The organism is Acinetobacter sp. YH1901141, from assembly GCF_013416935.1.
In the GTDB taxonomy this organism is placed as follows: Bacteria; Pseudomonadota; Gammaproteobacteria; order Pseudomonadales; family Moraxellaceae; genus Acinetobacter; species Acinetobacter towneri.
In genome coordinates this window covers 146801-167257 of record NZ_VPEY01000003.1, presented here as the reverse complement: position 1 = coordinate 167257, position 20457 = coordinate 146801, and the positions used below count along the sequence as shown (strand labels likewise).

15 protein-coding genes and 1 tRNA gene are annotated in these 20457 nt (G+C 41.1%); 12 read left to right on the top strand and 4 right to left on the bottom strand.

The window, feature by feature from the left end:
* Positions 1-77: 77 nt before the first annotated feature.
* Positions 78-419 (top strand): Grx4 family monothiol glutaredoxin, encoded by a 342-nt coding sequence (gene grxD, locus FTV52_RS03320; RefSeq protein ID WP_019837647.1) that lies wholly within the window; start codon positions 78-80, stop codon positions 417-419.
* A 123-nt stretch (positions 420-542) separates the two neighbouring features.
* On the opposite strand, the gene FTV52_RS03315 is transcribed toward grxD, so the two are convergent.
* On the bottom strand, positions 543-3236 hold the full coding sequence (locus tag FTV52_RS03315) for a Lon protease family protein (protein WP_179989877.1): 2694 nt from the start codon (positions 3234-3236) through the stop codon (positions 543-545).
* A gap of 194 nt (positions 3237-3430) precedes the next feature.
* Between FTV52_RS03315 and FTV52_RS03310 the strand changes: the two genes are divergently transcribed.
* From FTV52_RS03310 to rpmE, 4 genes are all read left to right on the top strand, one after another.
* Complete coding sequence (locus FTV52_RS03310) at positions 3431-5629, top strand: MFS transporter (protein ID WP_004971628.1); 2199 nt, start codon at positions 3431-3433, stop codon at positions 5627-5629.
* Between the two features lies 1 nt (position 5630).
* Entirely contained in the window at positions 5631-6032 is a 402-nt protein-coding gene (gene gloA / locus FTV52_RS03305; RefSeq protein WP_004971627.1) for a lactoylglutathione lyase, read from the top strand.
* A 190-nt stretch (positions 6033-6222) separates the two neighbouring features.
* Positions 6223-7221 (top strand): bile acid:sodium symporter family protein, encoded by a 999-nt coding sequence (locus tag FTV52_RS03300; RefSeq protein ID WP_179989875.1) that lies wholly within the window; start codon positions 6223-6225, stop codon positions 7219-7221.
* A 203-nt stretch (positions 7222-7424) separates the two neighbouring features.
* Complete coding sequence (gene rpmE, locus FTV52_RS03295; protein WP_004971624.1) at positions 7425-7649, top strand: 50S ribosomal protein L31; 225 nt, start codon at positions 7425-7427, stop codon at positions 7647-7649.
* A gap of 86 nt (positions 7650-7735) precedes the next feature.
* On the opposite strand, the gene FTV52_RS03290 is transcribed toward rpmE, so the two are convergent.
* The 3 genes from FTV52_RS03290 to epmB are packed head-to-tail and all read right to left on the bottom strand — an operon-like array spanning position 7736 to position 12617.
* Positions 7736-9859 (bottom strand): EAL domain-containing protein, encoded by a 2124-nt coding sequence (locus tag FTV52_RS03290; protein ID WP_179989873.1) that lies wholly within the window; start codon positions 9857-9859, stop codon positions 7736-7738.
* On the bottom strand, positions 9841-11586 hold the full coding sequence (locus FTV52_RS03285; RefSeq protein WP_096901069.1) for a GTPase: 1746 nt from the start codon (positions 11584-11586) through the stop codon (positions 9841-9843). The genes FTV52_RS03290 and FTV52_RS03285 overlap by 19 nt, the downstream gene beginning before the upstream one ends.
* 14 nt (positions 11587-11600) lie before the next feature.
* Entirely contained in the window at positions 11601-12617 is a 1017-nt protein-coding gene (gene epmB, locus FTV52_RS03280; protein WP_179989871.1) for an EF-P beta-lysylation protein EpmB, read from the bottom strand.
* A 312-nt stretch (positions 12618-12929) separates the two neighbouring features.
* Between epmB and efp the strand changes: the two genes are divergently transcribed.
* The 7 genes from efp to FTV52_RS03245 all read left to right on the top strand — a co-directional run bounded on the left by efp (position 12930) and on the right by FTV52_RS03245 (position 20356).
* On the top strand, positions 12930-13499 hold the full coding sequence (gene efp, locus FTV52_RS03275) for an elongation factor P (RefSeq protein ID WP_004971615.1): 570 nt from the start codon (positions 12930-12932) through the stop codon (positions 13497-13499).
* 266 nt (positions 13500-13765) lie between these two features.
* Positions 13766-15865, top strand: a complete 2100-nt coding sequence (locus tag FTV52_RS03270; protein WP_004971612.1) for a carbon starvation CstA family protein — start codon at positions 13766-13768, stop codon at positions 15863-15865.
* A gap of 10 nt (positions 15866-15875) precedes the next feature.
* Positions 15876-16181, top strand: a complete 306-nt coding sequence (locus tag FTV52_RS03265; protein ID WP_004971610.1) for a YbdD/YjiX family protein — start codon at positions 15876-15878, stop codon at positions 16179-16181.
* Positions 16182-16338: 157 nt separating this feature from the next.
* A complete protein-coding gene (locus FTV52_RS03260) occupies positions 16339-17298 on the top strand; it encodes a MoxR family ATPase (protein ID WP_096901148.1) in 960 nt (319 codons plus the stop codon).
* A gap of 7 nt (positions 17299-17305) precedes the next feature.
* Positions 17306-18214 (top strand): DUF58 domain-containing protein, encoded by a 909-nt coding sequence (locus FTV52_RS03255; RefSeq protein ID WP_167845921.1) that lies wholly within the window; start codon positions 17306-17308, stop codon positions 18212-18214.
* A gap of 5 nt (positions 18215-18219) precedes the next feature.
* Positions 18220-20247, top strand: coding sequence for a DUF3488 and transglutaminase-like domain-containing protein (locus FTV52_RS03250; RefSeq protein WP_179989869.1), 2028 nt, complete (start codon positions 18220-18222; stop codon positions 20245-20247).
* Positions 20248-20279: 32 nt separating this feature from the next.
* Positions 20280-20356 (top strand) — tRNA-Val (locus tag FTV52_RS03245).
* Positions 20357-20457: the final 101 nt, after the last annotated feature.

Sequence of the window (20457 nt, the reverse complement as noted above, 5' to 3'; positions counted from 1 at the left end):
TTGGATTTATTGCTTTAGACGTACTGTTTTGCTCGGTTTTGGGTATAATGCCACACAGATGAGTTGAGGATTTACCAATGACTGAACAAGTACGCGATACCGAAGCGTTAATTCGTGAACAAATTGCTAAACATGCTGTTCTTCTTTACATGAAAGGCACACCACAATTTCCACAATGCGGTTTTTCTGCGCGCGCAGTAGAAGCACTCAGTCAAATTGGTCGTCCTTTTGCTTATGTGAATATTTTAGAAAATCAGGATATTCGTACCACTTTGCCAAAAATTGCCAACTGGCCAACTTTCCCACAATTGTGGATTAACGGTGAGTTGATTGGTGGTAGCGATATTATGTTGGATATGTTCCAGAAAGGTGAGTTAAAGCCTTTAGTTGAGCAATACAGCCCAGCACCTGAAGCTTAAAGTATTGGACTTGGGTCACACTAGACCAAAGTCATCCATACAAAAAAGTTGATATAAAAAAAGCGCCTTGGCGCTTTTTTTATATCTGGAATTCACTTGAATAGCTGATTTGAATCACTGCACTTAGTTTACCGCAGTACTTTCAGTTGCAAGTTCAGCAGTTTCAGCCGACTCAGCAGTGACTTCATCAGAAGTTGCCGCATCAGATGGTTCAGCCGATTTCTGTTTTTTCTTGGCTTTTTGCGCTTTTTCCTTTTTCTCTGGGTCTTTTTTGTCCTTTTCTTTCTTGGACTTTTTCTTTTTCTTTGGCTCTTCTTCAATTTCAGCACCATCTTCAATGGCTTGCCAATACTCAAGTTGTTCCATCACTGCAGCGTAAATTGAACCTTTACTGTAACGTCCTTTTTTAGTGAGTTTACCCACAGGACGCGCCATTAAAATTTCTAAGGCTTGGTCAATGGTATCAATGGCGTGAATGTGGAACTGACCTTGTTCTACCGCTTCAATCACATCTTTACGCAACATAAGGTGCTGCATATTTTGACGTGGAATAATCACGCCTTGCTTGCCAGTTAAACCTTGCAGTTTGCAGGCATCAAAGAAACCTTCAATTTTTGCATTCACGCCACCAATTGGCTGTACTTGACCAAGTTGGTTCATGGAGCCTGTAATGGCCCAAGATTGGTCAATAGGTAGTTGGCTGATTGCAGAAATCAAAGCAGAAAGCTCTGCCACTGTTGCACTGTCACCATCAACCTGACCATAACTTTGCTCAAAGGCAAGGGCAGCAGAAAAATGTAAAATTTGCTCACGGCCAAAATGTGCTTTGAGGAAACTGGCCATCAACAACACGCCTTTGGCATGTAAAGAACCGCCAAGTTCAACACTGCGTTCAATATCTAAAATATCGCCGCCGCCTTGATAGACTGAGGCGGTTAAGCGCGAAGGTAAGCCAAACTCGACATCGGCATAGTGAATGACCGACAGGGCATTAATTTGCCCTAAACGATGTCCGCGAGTTTCTATTAACTGCGTACCGCGTGATAAATCTTGCCAGTACAGTTCTCTTAAATAGCCTAAGCGATATTTGCGATGATCCAGTGCGGTATTGATATGCTGTTCGGAAACCGTTTTATCGCCCGCCTGTGCCGCATGGTGATGCGATTCACGAATTAAATCCCCCAAGGTGAGGGCATGTAAGGAGAGTGAGCTTTGATCTTCAGCTTGACGACTTGAGTCAGTAAGTAAAGCTGCCAAAGCAGAACGGTCAAATGGTAATAATTTGTCAGATTGCACATAGTCGGCAATCAGCTGCATATATGCCTGCTCGTTTTCGTCATTACGTTGTAATGTATCGGTAAAGTCGGCACGGATTTTAAACACGCTGCCAAGTTCGGGTTCTAGCTCTAAAATTTCATAATAAATTTCAGGCTCTGCCAGTAAAATCACTTTAATATTTAGTGGAATGGCTTGTGGTTCAATTGAAATGCTGCCTGTTAAAGTTAGCATGTGTTCCAAAGATGAAAGTTTCAATTGCCCCGATTTTAAAGCGCGTTTCAGTCCTTGCCATGCATAAGGCTGTTCCAGTAACTGCTCTGCTTCGAGCATCAAAAAGCCGCCATTGGCTTTATGTAAGCTACCTGCACGAATTAAGGTGAAGTCAGTGGTAATGGTGCCGTTTTGCGTGAGTTGTTCTACATGCCCCAATAAATTGTAATGGGTTGGAAAATCTTCAAAAATAACAGGTACACCGCTGTTGGGTTTGTGCGTCACAATAATATTGGCTTGGTAGCGCGCAGGAATACGGCTAAAGGTGCCAGGACGGAAATCATCTTCTTCCTGTTCTAAAACAAACTCGACATTATTAATAATATCTTCGGCATAGTATTGTAAATATTCAGTCAAACCTTCGACACTAGGATATTTATTGTGAATAATATCAATGCGTGGCATTACCACTTGTTTGGCAATATCACGGTTCAGGTCTTGTACTTTGTCACGTGCGTCATCTTCTAAATCGCCTAAATGCAAACCCAAACGCTCCAGTTTTTTATTCATATAACGAATATTGGACGCAATTTCTGCACGGGTTTTGCTGTCCAAGGCGTTAATATCTTCCTTAGACATTTCCTGCATTTTGTCATTTTTCAGATGCACGGGTACAAAGCAATGTTCATCTTCCTGCGCAATCAGTTTTAAATCGAGTTCTTCACCTTCACTGGTCAGCTCAATTAAGGCTTGTTGCTGTTCATCACCCGCTTGCTGACGAATCATTTCAATGCGGTTGTGATAGGTTTCTGCGGTAAAGCGACGTTCGAGTTGCTTTAAAATAGTTTGCCAAGTTTGATGTAACAAACTTTGAAATTTAGGCGCTTGACCTGCAGGCAGTTGCAAGGCAATCGGTTGGCGCGGGTGTTTGAAATTATTGACATAAACCCAGTCATTCGGTGTGGGCATGCTCTTGGCATGTTGCTGCAGCAAACGCTTGACCATGGTACGTTTGCCCAATCCCGCCGTACCCACTGCAAAAATATTGTAGCCAGAATATGGCAGGGAAATACCTGCTTCCACCGAAGCGCGTGCCCGATCTTGTCCTAAAAAATTATTCAGCGGTTTAATGCGTCGGGTCGAAGCGGGAATGTTATCGTAATTTGGAATATGGGTTAGTTGTGTTGCTTTGAGTCGTGTATTTTCTAAAGTCGTTTGTATTTCGCTTTGTTCAAAGGCAGAGCTGAGAAGCGGTTGTTGTTCATCTTGCGCTGCTGTTGTTGTGTTGGTTGTCATTGATGGGGTGATTTGATCAAGTCTTTGGGTCACTGTAGAAATCCAAAACGAAATATTGCAGTTAGAAGTTTAAAGGTATACAGGTTTAAGCGGAAAATTCAAGCTAAGCCGTAATTTTTACTACAAAATGACAAAGCTGTTGTGGATAATTTCATAAATACTGTTGAAACAGAAGCTATTCCGCGATTGAATAACAACAATTTGACTTGATAGAAAATAATAATCGAATGACCACACAACAGACTGGGCAAACTTCAGCACAAAATACAGGGTGGAAAGCTGCATTTACGGCATTTTTAGACCGTCGTGCGCTGATTATGCTGTTTTTGGGCTTCTCTGCAGGTATTCCAATTTTACTGATTTTTTCCAGTCTATCTTTGTGGTTGGGCGAAGCAGGCATTGACAAAAGTGCGGTCACTTTCTTTAGTTGGGCTGCCTTGGGTTATTCCTTTAAATTTGTCTGGGCACCATTAATTGATGAATTACCCGTACCCTATTTAACCAAAAAACTGGGGCGACGTCGGGCATGGCTGCTCATCGCCCAATGTTTAATTGTTTGTGCAATTGCGGTGATGGCATTTTCTGACCCAGCTTTGGGACAGGCGCATTTATATCAAATGGCATTGGGTGCAGTATTACTAGGCTTTTCTGCAGCCACGCAAGATATTGTGATTGATGCTTACCGTATCGAACTGGCTGAAACTCAAATGCAAACCGTGTTGGCATCGACCTATAACGCGGGCTATCGCATTGGGATGATTGTCGCAGGGGCAGGTGCTTTATTTTTGGCAGCCTCGTTAGGTACAGCCAAAGGCAACTATATTTATAGTGCATGGAAAATTACCTATTTGGCGATGGCTGCGGTGATGCTGATTGGCATTATCACGACTTTGGTGATTCGTGAGCCGCAAGTGAATCGGGTCAGCAAGCATTATCAACGACGCGACTATTTTCGTCTGGTTACGGTGTTTTTTGTTGCGGTATTCAGTTTTGTATTGTGCTACGTCTTTTCGGGTAATTTTACCGAAGCCTTAAAACAACAATTCCAACTCAAAGATGCATTTTTATTATTTTCTATAGAAGCTTTACGTTTTATTGCATCGGGTGCGGCTGCTGTAGGCATGGGCACAATTTTGGTCAAATTGGGCGCAGTCAATAAACAGATGGCATTTGAAACATGGGTGCATCCTGTTGCAGATTTCTTTAAACGCTACGGCATGAAACTGGCACTGGTGTTATTACTCTTGATTGGTTTTTATCGAGTTTCAGACATTATTGCAGGTGTAATTTCCAATGTGTTCTATCAGGATTTGAACTTTAGCAAAGAACAAATTGCCGAAGCGGTTAAGGTTTATGGGGTCATTTTCAGTTTAGTGGGTGGCTTCTTGGGCGGTTTACTGGCACAGCGTATGAACATTATGAAATTAATGTTTGTTGGCGCGGTGTTGGCATCATCCACCAATCTTATTTTTATTGGTCTGGTGAAGTCAGGACAGCAACTGAGCGATGTGCAAGTTTCTGTGGGGCAACAACAATATCAAACCCAGGCCGATGAAGTTGGATATTGGAAAGTGGCTGTGCCTAGTCAGGTTTTAGCAACACAGGATGAAATTCAGGTACGTGCGCAATACCAAACGGGCGATACGCCGTCACGTTTAGTGTCGATGCCGTATTTGCACCAAACTGAGATTGAAACTGCACAACTCCAGTTTTTACCACTGACTTCGGATAATCGTATTAGCGAAAATGAAGCCAGCAACAGTATTGTCGTACGTGGGCAATATGCAGGGCCTGCCTTAACCGAACAGCAAAAAATTGTACTGCAGCTAGATGGTCAAAATTTTGATGCAAAACTAGATGCACAAGGAATTTTTACGGCAGCGATTGCAGGGCAGCTTTTGGCAGACTCACCAAGTAAACAACTGCAAGCCGTATTATTGAATAGACAGCAAACAGTACAACAACACAGCCAAACCTATCAGGTCGATTTAAACACACATGAAGGCAATGCTTTGGATGTAGATATACAACCTTTGCCGATCGTTCAATCATCTTCAAACAATATGGTTGAAATTCAGGGCAAGGTGATTAAGCCATATAGCACAGCATGGTTATATTTTGCGATTATTGTCGATAACTTGGCTTCAGGTTTAGCGGGCGCGGCTTTTATCGCATTTTTATCCAGTTTAACCAGTGTGTCATTTACTGCTGTGCAATATGCAATTTTTAGCTCACTCATGACCTTGACTCCTAAGATTTTAGGTGGTTATTCAGGTACTATAGTGACCAATATTGGTTATCCAAACTTTTTCCTCATGACCACATTAATTGGAATCCCTATTTTAATTTTAGTGGTGTGGGTGGCGAAATTGTTACGTGACCATCAACACATACAAGCAAAACCGATTGAACAAAAGGATGAATGACATGCGCATGCTGCATACCATGTTACGTGTAGGTAATTTAGAGCAATCATTAAAATTTTATACAGAAGTTTTAGGCATGACTTTGCTGCGTAAGCGTGATTATGAAGAAGGTCGTTTTACCCTTGCTTTTGTAGGCTATGGCGATGAAGAAAATCACACCGTTTTGGAGTTGACGCATAACTGGGATACAGACAGCTATGATTTGGGCAATGGTTATGGTCATATTGCAATTGCGGTAGACGATGCCTACAAAGCATGTGAAGAAATTAAAGCGCGCGGCGGCAATGTGGTACGTGAAGCAGGGCCAATGAAAGGTGGTGTAACTGTCATTGCTTTTGTTGAAGACCCAGATGGTTATAAAGTTGAATTGATTCAGCAAGATCAGAACGCACGTAATAACTAAGTCTTCATCAGTGAAGCAGTAAAAACCAAACCTTTATGGCGCAATAAACTGAATGTTGTTCAGTATTCATTTTGAAAATATTGAACATCGCCTGAAAATGCTCGCTTTTTGAATATTGCTCAGTAATATACCTTTATCGAAAGGTAAAAATTGCTGGGCTTTTTTGCAACAGTAAAAGAATATACAGGATGTGTTTATGTTGAAGTTATTGGCATTGGATCGCTTTACCATTCTTTTGTTTGTGATAGTCATCCTCGCCAGTGTCGTGCCTGTGTCAGGGCAAGCAGCCGAAGTTTTTAGTATGATTACGACAGTTGCCATTGCAATCTTATTCTTTTTGCATGGGGCGAAATTATCACGTGAAGCTGTCATTCAGGGCATGATGCATTGGAAATTGCATGCGTTGGTATTTACTTTTACCTTTGCGTTATTCCCAATTTTAGGTTTGCTGGCAAAGCCAATTCTAGTGCCAATGCTCGGGCAGGAGCTGTATTGGGGCTTTTTGTTCATGTGCTTTTTGCCTTCAACCGTGCAATCTTCAATTGCCTTTACGTCAGTGGCAAAAGGCAATGTTGCCAGCGCAGTCTGCAGTGCGTCATTCTCTAATTTAATTGGGATGTTTATTACCCCAGTTTTAGTAGGCATCTTTATTTTAGGGCAGTCTGAACACGGTTTTGACCCGACAAATTCGATTATTCAAATTACTTTATTGTTATTGGTGCCATTTATTTTGGGGCAGTTATTACGTCCTTATGTTTTTCCTCAGATGTTGAAATTACCAAAGCTGGTCAAGGTATTTGATCAGGGTTCGATTTTGATGGTGGTTTATGGTGCATTTAGTGGGGCAGTGGTAGCAGGATTGTGGCATCAAGTTAGTGGTATGACTTTATTGCTGTTGATTATTGCTTGTTCCGTGTTATTGACCCTTGTGATGTGGTTGGCGTGGGTTGTGCCGCAATGGTTGGGTTTTGCACGTGAAGACCAAATTGCCGCATTTTTTTGTAGCTCCAAAAAAACCTTAGCCAGTGGTGTACCGATGGTGCAAATTTTATTTATTGGGCAGCCGTTGGGGATGATTGTTTTACCGATCATGATTTTCCATCAAATTCAGTTGATGGTGTGCGGTGTGATAGCCAATTATCTCGAAAAGCAGCCCGATTCGACTGAACCTCAGGAATTAAATTCCTAAGAATAATTAGCTTTAAAATATTTTATTCCGTATAATATTGCCCAACTTGTTGTGCTTAGCTCTGACGGTATCCGTCTCGGTGGGCCAAAAGAATGGTCTGTTGTGGTGTTGGTCTGCTTTTAAAGCATGTCCTCATTTTTTTAATGAGAGTGACCAATTGCGATGACAGCTTAAGCCTTCTTAAATCTTAGGAGTAATCGACGATGCGCGCCGATATTCACCCAAAATATGAAAAATTAGTTGCAACTTGTTCTTGCGGTAACGTAATCGAAACTCGTTCAGCAGTTGGTAAAGAAACTCTTTATCTTGACGTATGTTCTGCATGCCACCCGTTCTACACTGGTAAGCAAAAGAACGTTGACACTGGCGGTCGTATCGACAAGTTCAAACAACGTTTTGCTGGTATGTCACGTTCTATCAAACGTTAATATCCAGTACGAAAAAAACGGGCAATTGCCCGTTTTTTTGTGCCTTAAATTTTAGGGTCTACAAATAGACCCTAATGCACAAGACCTTATTGGTCTTGCACATCAATTAAATGATCGAGTTTTTTCTGGAAATAATCACCCTGAATAAAGCGCGCATCGACATTCCACGCATTCGCAAACAGGTTCATATCATTTAAGTCACGCAATAACACTTCTACAGGTTTAATTTCACTATAAATGCTCAATTGTTCCTGTAATTCTTGCGTCGAGTCATCAGCAGCCAGTTTTTCAGTCAGTGCACTGTGCAAGGTCAAGTAGTGAATATCGACTTGTTTCAAGATAGATTCACTATAAATCGAATGACCAAAATCACGCAGAGAAATTTCAGCGCCGTGCTGACGTAATAAACTGATTTGTTTCTGCGCATCACCTAAGTTTTGGCTGATGTCTTCTTCAGAGAATTGCAAAATTAATGGATGGCTGAGGCGGCTACCAATAATCGTTATCAGTTTAGACACAAACTCAGGGAAGCTGCGGTCTTGTAATAAAACAAATTTGTTTAAATTGATAATCAGCTTCGCTTCAGGATATTGGGTGATGAAGTTGTGCAATTGTTTACAAGCTTCGACCAAAATCCAACGATCCAGTTTAATGGATAATTCTGGGTCTTCAGCCAAATCTATTAAGCCTGTCAGTGATTTCCATTCACTATTGAAAATAAAGCCACTAGTTACTTCATAGGTATATAAATTGGTGTCTTGCTTATCATAAAGTTGTTGATACTTCAGATGAATTTCACCACGATCAAGACTTTGACGTATCGCTGCAATAATCGCAGATTCACTATACGATTGTGGTACAGCTGCAGCAGATTCAATTACATTTAAGTTAGATTCACCAAAGGACAAGTCTAAGGTTAAACCTGAGTTATGTTGTTCTTGCTGTTGTGGTAATGCGTTGGCAAAACCTTGGCTAATCAGTTGCTCAAAACTGCTTTCATTTTGAATGTCTGGAGTGAATGGCACATAACCAATACGCAAATTAAGTGGGTAAGTATGTTGATCTACCGTAAGTAATTGCGGTTTCGTGAGTGAATTTAAGCCAATCAGTTTCGATTCTAAAATTGCAGGCGATTCTGCTTGGAACAAACCAACCACTAAACCATTACTCACATTAAATAATGGTACATTGGTCTGTTCTTTTAAAAAATTTTGAATGTTGGTAAAGTAATTTTTTGTGGTTTGCCAGTCGGCTTGGAAAATTGATTCAGGGCAGTTCGCCAAAGAAAACACCACCAAAGCATTGGCATTAGATGGCTGTTTGGCTAAAGTGCGATTTACCAATTGGTAGGTGCTTGGTTTTGTCGCTGCTTTGTCTGCTGTCGTTTGAGCAGGGACAGTATTTTGCGCCGTATTTTCAATATCTATGGTGATTTGTATGGCGTCGTCAGCTGCTCCAACAAATTCAATTTTGAGCGGGTTTTGTTTTGCTAATAGCGGGTTTTGGCTATGAATATCAAAACGGCCGTGTTCAAATTGTCCTTGACTGACTTTCTTAAAGCGGAATTTAAAATCTGTAATATCTTGCGGTTGCAATAAATCCAATAATGGCAAGCCAATAAGGTCATCTTCACTTTTTAAACCAAATAGCTGTAAATATTCAGCATTGGCTTGTGCATGAATTCCTTCCTGAATAATGGCTACTGCTTTGCTACTGTCTTCGACCAACGCCTGAGCTTGTGATTGTGCATTTTCCAGTTCAGTCATAAGTTGTTCTTGTGACTGCTGTAAGCGACTAAAAGACAGTGCGCGAATTAAGCCAAAATAGAAGCGTTCGGGGTAATCTAAATTGATAATGTCATAGATGCCTTTGCGCACATAACTGGTGTATTGCGTGGCATCGTAATCGTCTGGTTTGAGCAAAAGTAGCGGTAAATTTGGTTGCTGTGATGCACGAATTAAAGTGAGTGCCTGATCGACTTTTAGGTCATAAGCACGACCAAAGATCACCAAATCCCAAGTTAAATGTAATTGTTTTTCAAAGTTTTTAATGTCATCTAATAGATAAGCCTGAACACGGTGCTCATTTGCAGTGAGTTGTTCACAAATTTGATTAAAACGTATTTGGTTGTCATCGATTATGAGTAAACGTGTTTCGGTACGTTTGAGCTTTTTAGACAATAATGGATTTCTCACTTTAATGCTTCCCATAAATCGTGATTTTTAACTTCATTCACTTGTTTCTGAATAAAACCATCAAGTAAAGGCTGTTGTTGGTCATTCAACAACTCAAAATCAAAGCGCATAAAGCTTTGGGTAATCAATAACGGCTTAATTAAGAACACTTTTAGTTCTTCTTCACCTAAACGTAGCTGTACGGTTTGTTTGTCACGTAATAATTGCAGACTTGGCAAAATCAATGAGGTATTGACTTCATTGACCTGCGTACTTTGTACCAATAATGCTGGATGATAATGTCCTGTATGCCGATCTGTTTTAACAAAAACAGCACAAGGGTAAATATCTTGGGTTAAAATTTCCAAGCCAAGTTCTAAGCTTTTTTCAGCAGATTGTTTAATCCAGCGAATGACACCACCACGCCACGGACTTTGGCTATTTTCCTGAACCAGAATAAATTCACCTGTTTTAAGGTTTTTCGGTGTTTCACCCGTCCATTTAATACGATAGCCATTGACACTAATATCTAAAACATCGGCATTGTAAATTTGTTTGGCTTCACGGTCTAAGGTTTTAACAGCGCTAATATCTACCGTAGAGTTGGTATGCATGGCATTGATAAACTGGCTTTCATTCTGGAATTGGTAGTTATCGCCCAAAGCCAGCGTTTCATTGAAGTTTTTACCATTAGACAGATAAAAATGTGCCACAGTCAAACCAAAGCAAATTTTAATCCGTGCCGAATATTCATAACGCTCATGCACACGTTCTGCTGTATTGGTCAAAATATTGTGCAAGTGGAAATGCAAAGCAGGGGTTAAGAATAGCTTTTCATTGCGTGATAAATGTTCACCTTTACGACCTTGAGCTTCATTTAAATGATCGAGTAGGGGTTGAGTTGCAATAAAAATATTGGCATGAAAACCTTGGCTTTGGTGCGTATTGTAAATAGGTGGATGATCTTTGCTTGCATCGACCACATAACGTGAAAGCGTCGTTTCTTTGGGTAAAACTTGAATCAGTTTTGCCCAATCAAAGCTACAGAGATATAAGCCTTGAATTTCTGCAGGTCGAATTTGATGGGTATTGAAAATTTCCAATAAAATCAGCTGTGCATAGGCTTGAGCAATATTAATCAGTTGATGTTGTGTGCCTTGTAACTGATTAATATTATTTAAATAATAATGTTGTTGAATGGCTGTATCTAAAAGTTGGTGTGCAATTAACCACTGATTTGGCAAGGCGTGGCTATAAAGCATGTGTTGTTGATAGCGCAGTAGAGCTAATTGTTGTAAAGCATAATAGCTAGATAGAACTCGTGCAGTTTGTAAGTTCTTTTTTAAATTAAAGGCAAATAAAGAAAATTTTTGTTGGGTGAGTTGTTGGTGGCTACGTCGGGAAATATTAATATAGACTTTGGCGAAATGACTGCGTAATAACAGCGCGAGTTCAATAATATGATCGTTGCGGTCATTACTAATCAAAGCCTGGTTGAAAAAATGCTTTTCCAGACTGGTAAGCACATTTTCAAGTGTCGGATGAATAGCTTGAATTAAGTCAAAACGTAATGTTTCCTGACATTTCAGTTCTGAAATTTCTAAAAGTGCATTAAATAGAGCTTGGGAAGAATCACCCAATTGTAAAATGGATAAATCCGCTGCCCATGCCTGAATGCTTTTAACCGTATTTTGACAAAAACTCAATTGCTCCAGCTTTAGTTCGCTGGGAACTAGAAAAAGATCTGAAGTATTCATATTCATGATTGTTATTTAACTCAATAAGTTGAAACCCCAAAAAGCGGTGTCTTGTTTTTTTCGCCCGCAATTTCCCTAACGAGTTTAGGAACTAAATAGCCAGGTAAGTTCGCTAAAAGCTCTTTATAGATGTGATCAATGTCTTGCGGCATTAAATCAAAATGATGCGCTCCTTTTACTTTATCTAACAGGTGTAAATAGTAAGGCATCACCCCTGCATCAAAAAGACGATAGCTTAAATCGACCAAGACCTGAGCAGAATTATTGACCCCATTTAATAAGACTGCTTGATTCAGAACGGTGATGTTTTGTTCGACTAACTTGGCAAGTTGCGAACAGGTAAAGTCATCTAATTCTGATGCGTGGTTCGAGTGTACCACTAGAATAATACGCAGCCTACTATTTTTTAGTAAGGAAATCAGCGATTCATCGACACGGTTGGGAATAACAATCGGAACTCGTGAATGAATTCTCAAAAATTTTATTTGCGGAATAGACGCCAATCGCTCAATCCAGATATTTAATTTACGATTTGACAAAGTGAGCGGGTCGCCACCACTTAAAATCACTTCATTAATATCGGGCTGACTTTCAATGTAATTACGGATATTGTCCCAGTCTTCAGTTTTTGGCAGATTTTCCTGATAAGGAAAGTGCCTGCGGAAACAATAACGACAATGTACTGCGCAAGCACCAGTCAAGGTCAGCAAAAAGCGTGATTTATATTTGTGTAAGACTCCAGGTTGTTGATTGGCTTGTTCCTCACCCAAAGGGTCGGTCACAAATCCAGGATGATCTTCCAGTTCTAAATGATGCGGCAGAACCTGTAATAGTAAAGGATCGAGTGGATTGCCTTTTTGCATTTTGGCCACAAATGCACGCGGGATACGCAATTTAAACTGATTGGATGCCAGTAAAGCACCTGACAGCAACTGCTGTTCAGACAGCTCTAAAATATTTAACAATTCGCGTGGGTCGGTGATCAAGTCACTGAGTTGAGATTGCCAGTTTTGTTCTTGGTACAGGTAGTTGATCATGCCAGAAAAGATTTAAATATGAGGTGAAAGGAACCAAGTACAGATCTATTTAGCGTAGATGAATTCTTTGTTCATTGAGCGTGAATGCCGCGAATGATTAATCGCTTTGAATCAGAATCATTACAAAACAGCTGATTTTACCGATATCTTGAGGTGATCGGTAGTGGATTTTCATTGCTTCGTTATGGCTTGCTCATTTACAATACGTCCGATGAAAAAAGATGTTGCAAGATGGCGAGCATCGCAAAGCTGCGTTGGTCATTTGCTTTGTAACATAAATAGTTAAGTTAGTCAGTTTGGAGTGTGCCAGTCATGGCCTATTATTCTACGAATGATTTCAAGTCAGGCCTTAAGGTTATGCTTGATGGTAACCCATGTTCAATCATGGAAAATGAATATGTAAAGCCAGGTAAAGGTCAAGCGTTTAACCGCGTAAAACTTCGTAACCTTCGTTCTGGTAAAGTTTTAGAAAAAACATTTAAGTCTGGTGATTCACTAGAAGCAGCTGACATTGTAGAAGTAGAAATGGAATACCTCTACAACGATGGCGAAATGTGGAACTTCATGGATCCTGTATCTTTTGAGCAAATTGCTGCTGACAAAACCGCAATGGGCGATGCTGCAAAATGGTTAAAAGATGATTCAAACGAAAAATGTACCATTATGTTGTTTAACGGTGTGCCTTTAACTGTAAACGCACCAAACTTCGTGGTATTAAAAATTGTCGAAACTGATCCGGGTGTACGTGGCGATACTTCTGGTGGTGGCGGTAAACCAGCGAAATTAGAAACAGGTGCAGTGGTACGTGTTCCTTTATTCGTACAGCAAGAAGAAAGCGTTCGTGTAGATACACGTACAGGTGAATACCTAGAACGCGCATAGTGATTTATTGATAAATCATAAGTAAAAGAGGGGGATGATTCGCGTCATCCCCCTTTTTTGTTGATTTGATTATGTGGTAAAAGAATAGGTGAAAAGTATAGGAAACTGTTGGTGCTCCATTTAAGTGTACGGTAGCGCACACTATGGATGTAAGGGCAGCAGACATCAAAATAAAAGGAGCAGGATCAACCAAGGATTTAGGAAATAAAGCTACATCTCGACAATAAAAGTAACGCTTAAAAAATGTAACAAGAAGAGAGATTGACATGGAAACAGTTCAACCGAAGTCAGGTCTGACTTCAAAAATTATATGGCTTTTGGTCGCTATATTGGGTGCAGTATCTTTTGGGATATTGGCAGTCAGTAGAGGCGAACACGTCAATGCAGTCTGGTTAGTTTTAGCTGCGGTCTGTGTCTATAGCATTGCATACCGCTTCTACAGTTTATTTATTGCCACCAAAGTATTTGAGTTAAATGAGCGACGCTTAACGCCCGCACATCGTTTGGCTGACGGTTTAGATTATGTGCCCACCAATAAAAGTGTGTTATTTGGTCACCACTTTGCCGCGATTGCAGGTGCAGGCCCTTTAGTTGGGCCTATTCTTGCAGCACAAATGGGTTATTTACCCGGCACGATCTGGCTTTTAGTCGGGGTGGTGTTGGCAGGTGCAGTCCAAGACTTTTTGGTTTTGTTTATTTCTACACGTCGTGATGGGCGTTCTTTGGGAGAAATGGCAAAACAAGAGTTGGGTTCATTTGCTGGTGTGATTGTCATGCTGGGTGCGCTGGGCGTGATGGTGATTATTCTTGCCGTACTCGCTTTGGTTGTCGTGAAAGCTTTAACCAATAGTCCGTGGGGCGTATTTAGTATTGCAGCCACCATCCCAATTGCGATTTTCATGGGCATTTATATGCGTTTTATTCGTCCGGGGAAAATTGCTGAGGTTTCCATTATTGGTTTTGTCCTGATGATGATGGGTATTATTTATGGTGAAAATGTTGCACAGCATCCATTCTGGGGGCCTTTATTTACTTTAAGTGGCACAGAATTAACGTGGTGTTTAATTGCCTACGGTTTTATTGCTTCAGTTTTGCCAGTGTGGTTGTTATTGGCGCCACGTGATTATTTATCGACGTTCTTAAAAATTGGTGTTATAGCGGGTTTGGCTGTCGGGATTGTGTTTGCAATGCCTGAAATGAAGATGCCTGCGGTGACCCATTTTATTGATGGTACAGGGCCAGTATTTGCGGGTTCATTGTTCCCATTCTTATTTATTACCATTGCCTGCGGTGCGATTTCAGGTTTCCACGCCTTAGTGTCTTCAGGTACGACGCCAAAACTAGTCAATAACGAAAAAGACATTCGGATGATTGGTTATGGCGGCATGTTGATGGAGTCTTTCGTGGCAATCATGGCAATGATTTGTGCCACGGTGCTAGACCCAGGCGTGTACTTTGCCATTAATGCACCCACTGCAGTTTTAGGTACAACGGTGGAAAGTGCAGCAGAAGCGGTACGAAATTTAGGCTTTGTAGTGACTCCTGAGGCTTTAACCATTTTGGCAAAAGAAGTCGGTGAAAGCTCGATTCTGTCACGTACGGGTGGTGCGCCAACGTTTGCAATTGGTATGGCACATATCATCACCGAGATTTTTAATAACCGCTCAATGATGGCATTCTGGTATCACTTTGCCATTTTATTTGAAGCCTTATTTATTTTAACTGCAGTAGATGCAGGCACACGTGCTTGCCGTTTTATGGTGCAAGATACTGTAGGTATTGTTATTCCTGCAGTGAAAAACTCACATAACTTCTTTGGTAACTTGCTTGGCACAGCAGTTGCGGTGGCTGGTTGGGGCTTCTTCGTCTATCAAGGCGTGGTCGATCCTTTAGGCGGTATTAATAGCTTATGGCCTCTATTTGGTATTGGTAACCAAATTTTGGCAGCGATGGCGCTCATTTTAGGTACAGTGATTCTGTTTAAAATGAAAAAAGAAAAATATGTTTGGGTGACGATTATCCCTACAGTTTTCTTGTTCATTACTTCAATGACTGCAGGTTGGCAAAAGATTTTCCACGACAATCCCAAAATTGGTTTCTTGGCGCAAGCAGATCGTTTCAATGCTGCAATTCAACGCAATGAAATTTTAGCACCTGCAAAAACAGTGACTGAAATGCAAACCATTGTCATGTCCAATCAAATTAATGCCGTGTTATGTGGTTTCTTTATGATTGTGGCATTTGTGATGTTGTTCGCTGCCATTGGGGTGATTCGTCGTGCCTTGGCAAGTCCAACACCAACTGTACATGAAGCTGAAGCGATTTATCGTGATCCTGAAACGATTCAGCCGAATAGTGGTCATTAGGAGTGAGCACATGATTAAGCTTAAATTTGCCCAACAGAGTAAAACGGTGATTTACAACATCATTAAAATGACCATCATGTCGCAAAAGGATTTGATTCTGAATCCGAAAAACTGGTCGCGTATCGCTACTTTATGGCAGCGTTTGCAACAAAGTTTTCGTTTAATGGTCGGTGTACCCGATTATCAGAATTATTTGGAACACATGCGTAAGCATCATCCAGATTTAGAAGCCATGGATCCGAAGACTTTTTATCGCTACTGTGTCGATGCGCGTTATCCATCGGCAAAAGGTGGTTTGAAAAAGTGTCCGTGTTAATCCCGTATCACGATGGAAACGTATAGAGATACGAGCTGTTTAAAACTTACTTTTTTAGGCAGTTTAGAATATCTCGAGGATTTCTTTGGAAATTTAGCAAAACGGTGTATGTTTAAACATGCGCCGTTTTTTATTGGGGATAAGGGGATTTACTGTGATTTGGGGTACAGAAAAAGTTCAAAAACAACAACTGACGCAAGCGCAGCAACAGCTCAATGCACAGATTGAATCTTATGCTGGAAAAATTCAGGCTTTTTTGACTGAAATTAATACCATTATTTTAGATAAAGAACAGCAGACCAAATTGGCGTTAAGTTGTTTGTTGGCGGGCGGGCATGTGCTTTTTGAAGATTTACCCGGATTAGGTAAAACGACTTTATCGAGTGCCTTATCGCACTTGGCGGGTCTGCAATTTCAGCGTATTCAGTTTACCAATGACATGCTGGCCAGTGATGTGATTGGCGTGAATATGTTTAATCAAAAAGAACATCAATTTGAGTTTAAGCAAGGCCCTATTTTTACCCAAATTTTATTGGCAGATGAAATTAACCGTTGTTCGCCTAAAACCCAAAGTGCCTTGTTGGAAGCGATGGAAGAAGGCGCGGTTACGGTGGATGGTGTGCGTTATAGCTTGCCGCAACCTTTTTGGGTGATTGCCACACAAAATCCACTGTTTCAAAGTGGTACTTATGCGCTGCCAGAATCACAGCTTGATCGTTTTTTAATGCGTCTGTCTTTGGGTTATCCATCACGTTTTGCTGAAAAAATGTTGCTGCAACAAAACTCCAGACATGCGCTGATTGCCAGTTTGGCCCATATTTTTACTGAAACAGAAATTTTAAATTTACAGCAATTGGTCACGGAAATTTATGTGTCAGATACCGCGCTAGATTACTTACTCGACTTAGCCACAGAAACCCGTAAAGCGCGTCACGGATTATCTACCCGTGGTGTTTTGGCATTGAAAAAAGCAGCACAAGCACATGCTCTAATTGAGCAACGTAGTTTTGTCACTGCCGATGATATTCAAGCGGTATTTGTGGCAGTTGCTGCACATCGTATTGGATTGAGTGAGGCAGAAACTTTGTATGTGATGCAACAGGTTAAAGTGAGTTAGTACACGCATGTTTAAGCAGGCATGGCAAAACTGGATCAAGACACGTTTTAAATTTGATCGACACAAGGCCTTAAAACAAAAAGATATTTTGGTTTTTATTTACCAACAGGGCTATCTGTATTTAGTGCTGATTTTGATCACGTTTATTGCAGGCGTGAATTATGGCAATAACCTAATTTTAGGCTTTTGCTTTTTGATCAGTGCCATTTTATGTATCAGCTTTTATTTGACCTTTAAGCAGTTGCATGAATTAGAGATAGAAATTGTGACTACTGAAGTTGGGCAAGTGGGCGAAGTATTGCAATTACAATTGCATTTCAAACAAGAGGTCGCGCAGGCACGCTATTTATGGATTAAAGCCAATCATCAATTAGAAAAGGTTCTTATTCAAGACACCCAGCAGCAGTATGTATTGACATTTTTTGCGGAGCAACGTGGGCAGTTTAATTTCCCTCATTTACACATTTATTCGGTTTATCCTTTTGGCTTGGTACGTGCGTGGACTTATTTGAATTTGACACGTACCGCGTGGGTTGCGCCCAAAGCCGCCATGTATAGCGCAGAGAATAAACAGCATCAACACAGCTTTCAACCTGATTTAGACGAGTTTCGTGAGCTGCGTGATTTTCAATTGGGCGATTCTTTGCAAGCTGTGTCGTGGAAGCAAGCGGCACGAGGGCAAGGCTTATATGTCAAAGTTTTTGAACAATATCAGGATCAACAGAGTATCGACATTCACTATGAACACATGCCTGCACCGACCCACGAAGAAAAATTAAGTTTGATGATGGGTTTGGCCGAGCAATGTGAACAACAACAGTTGAATTATGCGATGTTTTTGCCACATGCGACCCTTGAAAAAGGCGTAGGTGAGCGGCAGTTGAAACAGGCAAAAATTCTTTTGGCACAGGCTTGATGATCATGCACAATTTGATTCAGCAATCTATTCTGCTTAGCCTGATCTTAATTTTGGCTGCTCACATGCTGTTTAGCCCTGTGGCATTGAGTGTCATTTTCGGACTCATGTTGTTGCTGTTGTATCTTCACTATAAAAACAAGACAGCGCGTATTTCTAAAGTTTGGACTTATGGATTGACCTGTTGTGCCTTAGCCAGCATTTATTTGAGTTATAAAAGCCTGATTGGTGTAGAGGCAGGGGTTGCCTTATTAAGCACCTTTTTGTTTGCCAAAGCTTTAGAAAGTCATACTCAGCGCGACCTGATTATTTTATTTAATTTTGCGCTTTTTGTGAGCGCCAGTTCATTTTTATACAGCCAAAGCATGTGGATGACCGTGTTGGTCATTCTATGTTTAATCAGTTGTTTAATTGGGTTATATCGGATTCAAAAAAGTGCATTTTCAGATTATGCGTCGCGTCATTCGAGCAGCCAAGATGCAAAGCATGACCTTAAAAATGTCGCCAAGTTTATCGCATACGCTTTGCCATTCTTTTTATTATTGTTTTTATTCTTTCCACGTTTACCGCCATTGTGGCATGTACCTATTCCTGATGCCAAAGGCGTGACAGGTATTAGTGACACGATGTCACCGGGCGATATTGCCGAATTATCACAATCTTCTGCTTTGGCATTTCGTATTGTGGGGAATATGCAGCAACTGCCGCCACGTTCAAAACTATATTGGCGGGCGATGGTACTGGATCAATATGATGGTCGCACATGGACAAGCAATTTCAGCAATCAACAACCCGTTCAGGCAGCACAATTACAGCCAGAGCAAGTCGATTTTCAGTATCAATATATTGCAGCAGATCCACGTGTACAGTGGATTTTGGCGCTGGAAAAATCTGTACCGAATCAACACGGCTATGTGTTACGCCGTGATTGGAGTATGGTGCCACAGCGTCAAAATGGTCGGATTCAACCGATTGCTTTGCAGTGGGTTGGGGAATCTGCACGTATTCAAGGGGATGATGCACAGAACGAGCGTTATCGACGCTTTAGCCAGCGTTTAAATGTTCAGGTACAGACGCAATCTGACCCAAAAGCTCAGCAATTTGCCCTGCAGATGTTTGCTCAAAGTCAGCAACAACCTGAACGCTACGTGCAGAATGTATTGCAGTGGTATCGCAATAATGGCTTTAGTTATACCTTAAAACCTGGAATGCTCGGACAAAACCGAGTCGATGAATTCTTGTTTCAGAGTAAGCAAGGTTTTTGTGAACATTATGCCTCAAGTTTTGCCTTATTGATGCGTTATGTCGGGATTCCAGCGCGTGTAGTCGTGGGCTATCAGGGTGGGGAACTTGCACCCGATGGACAAAGCTGGGAAGTACGACAGCAAGATGCACATGCTTGGACAGAAGTGTTGCTCAATCAACAATGGGTACGCATAGACCCGACAGCCATCATTGCACCTCAACGTATAGATGATGGTATGCAAAACCTAATGGCAGATGATCGGGCCGTTTTGGGTGCTGACACACAAATGTGGCAATACCAACATTCTAATTTTATTCGTTCTTTACGGGTGTGGAGTGATTATGCAAGTTATCAATGGCAAAGCAAGGTCGTGGGTTATGATGCCGAGTCACAGCGTCACTGGTTTGGACGCTTAGGGCTGCACTCAAACTATGCTTTGGCAGCGGTGTTGGTTTCAAGTATTCTCATGATCTTAGCAGGGTATTTTGGCTGGATTTTTTGGAAAAAACGTCAGCAAGGTTCTCGCATAAATCGTGCCTTAGACAAATTTTCTAAAAGATTGCCCGCTCAGTTGCAAAAACAGGATGCAGAAACAGTGAGTGTGTGGATGCAGCGTTTAGCAGCGCAGGTAGATGCAAATGAACAAGAGGCATTTAAGCGTTTAGGCGTGTGCTATCAACAATATTCTTATGCGCCTGAACATGACCGTGTTTCAGAGCAGGTGTTTTTTGATTTGCTTAAAACTTGCTCGGATGTGTTGAAAAAACACAGAAAGGACTTGTCTTAAAAATCAAAACTGAATATGATGCGAAGCACTTTAGGCGTATAGCTCAGTTGGTTAGAGCGCTACGTTGACATCGTAGAGGTCTCCAGTTCGAGTCTGGATATGCCTACCAAAATTAACTGTTAAATCAGTATATTAAAGCCCACCTTGAAACGTGGGCTTTTCTATTCGGGGTTCTTTCGGGGTATTTTCGGGGTATTAAATTATTCCGTA

What these genes read in the sequence shown, in the direction of transcription:
- grxD (WP_019837647.1), top strand. Translation starts at nt 78, where the DNA reads ATGACTGAACAAGTACGCGATACCGAAGCGTTAATTCGTGAACAAATT.
- FTV52_RS03310 (WP_004971628.1), top strand. Translation starts at nt 3,431, where the DNA reads ATGACCACACAACAGACTGGGCAAACTTCAGCACAAAATACAGGGTGG.
- gloA (WP_004971627.1), top strand. Translation starts at nt 5,631, where the DNA reads ATGCGCATGCTGCATACCATGTTACGTGTAGGTAATTTAGAGCAATCA.
- rpmE (WP_004971624.1), top strand. Translation starts at nt 7,425, where the DNA reads ATGCGCGCCGATATTCACCCAAAATATGAAAAATTAGTTGCAACTTGT.
- FTV52_RS03290 (WP_179989873.1), bottom strand. Translation starts at nt 9,859, where the DNA reads ATGGGAAGCATTAAAGTGAGAAATCCATTATTGTCTAAAAAGCTCAAA.
- FTV52_RS03285 (WP_096901069.1), bottom strand. Translation starts at nt 11,586, where the DNA reads ATGAATATGAATACTTCAGATCTTTTTCTAGTTCCCAGCGAACTAAAG.
- epmB (WP_179989871.1), bottom strand. Translation starts at nt 12,617, where the DNA reads ATGATCAACTACCTGTACCAAGAACAAAACTGGCAATCTCAACTCAGT.
- efp (WP_004971615.1), top strand. Translation starts at nt 12,930, where the DNA reads ATGGCCTATTATTCTACGAATGATTTCAAGTCAGGCCTTAAGGTTATG.
- FTV52_RS03270 (WP_004971612.1), top strand. Translation starts at nt 13,766, where the DNA reads ATGGAAACAGTTCAACCGAAGTCAGGTCTGACTTCAAAAATTATATGG.
- FTV52_RS03265 (WP_004971610.1), top strand. Translation starts at nt 15,876, where the DNA reads ATGATTAAGCTTAAATTTGCCCAACAGAGTAAAACGGTGATTTACAAC.
- FTV52_RS03255 (WP_167845921.1), top strand. Translation starts at nt 17,306, where the DNA reads ATGTTTAAGCAGGCATGGCAAAACTGGATCAAGACACGTTTTAAATTT.
- FTV52_RS03250 (WP_179989869.1), top strand. Translation starts at nt 18,220, where the DNA reads ATGCACAATTTGATTCAGCAATCTATTCTGCTTAGCCTGATCTTAATT.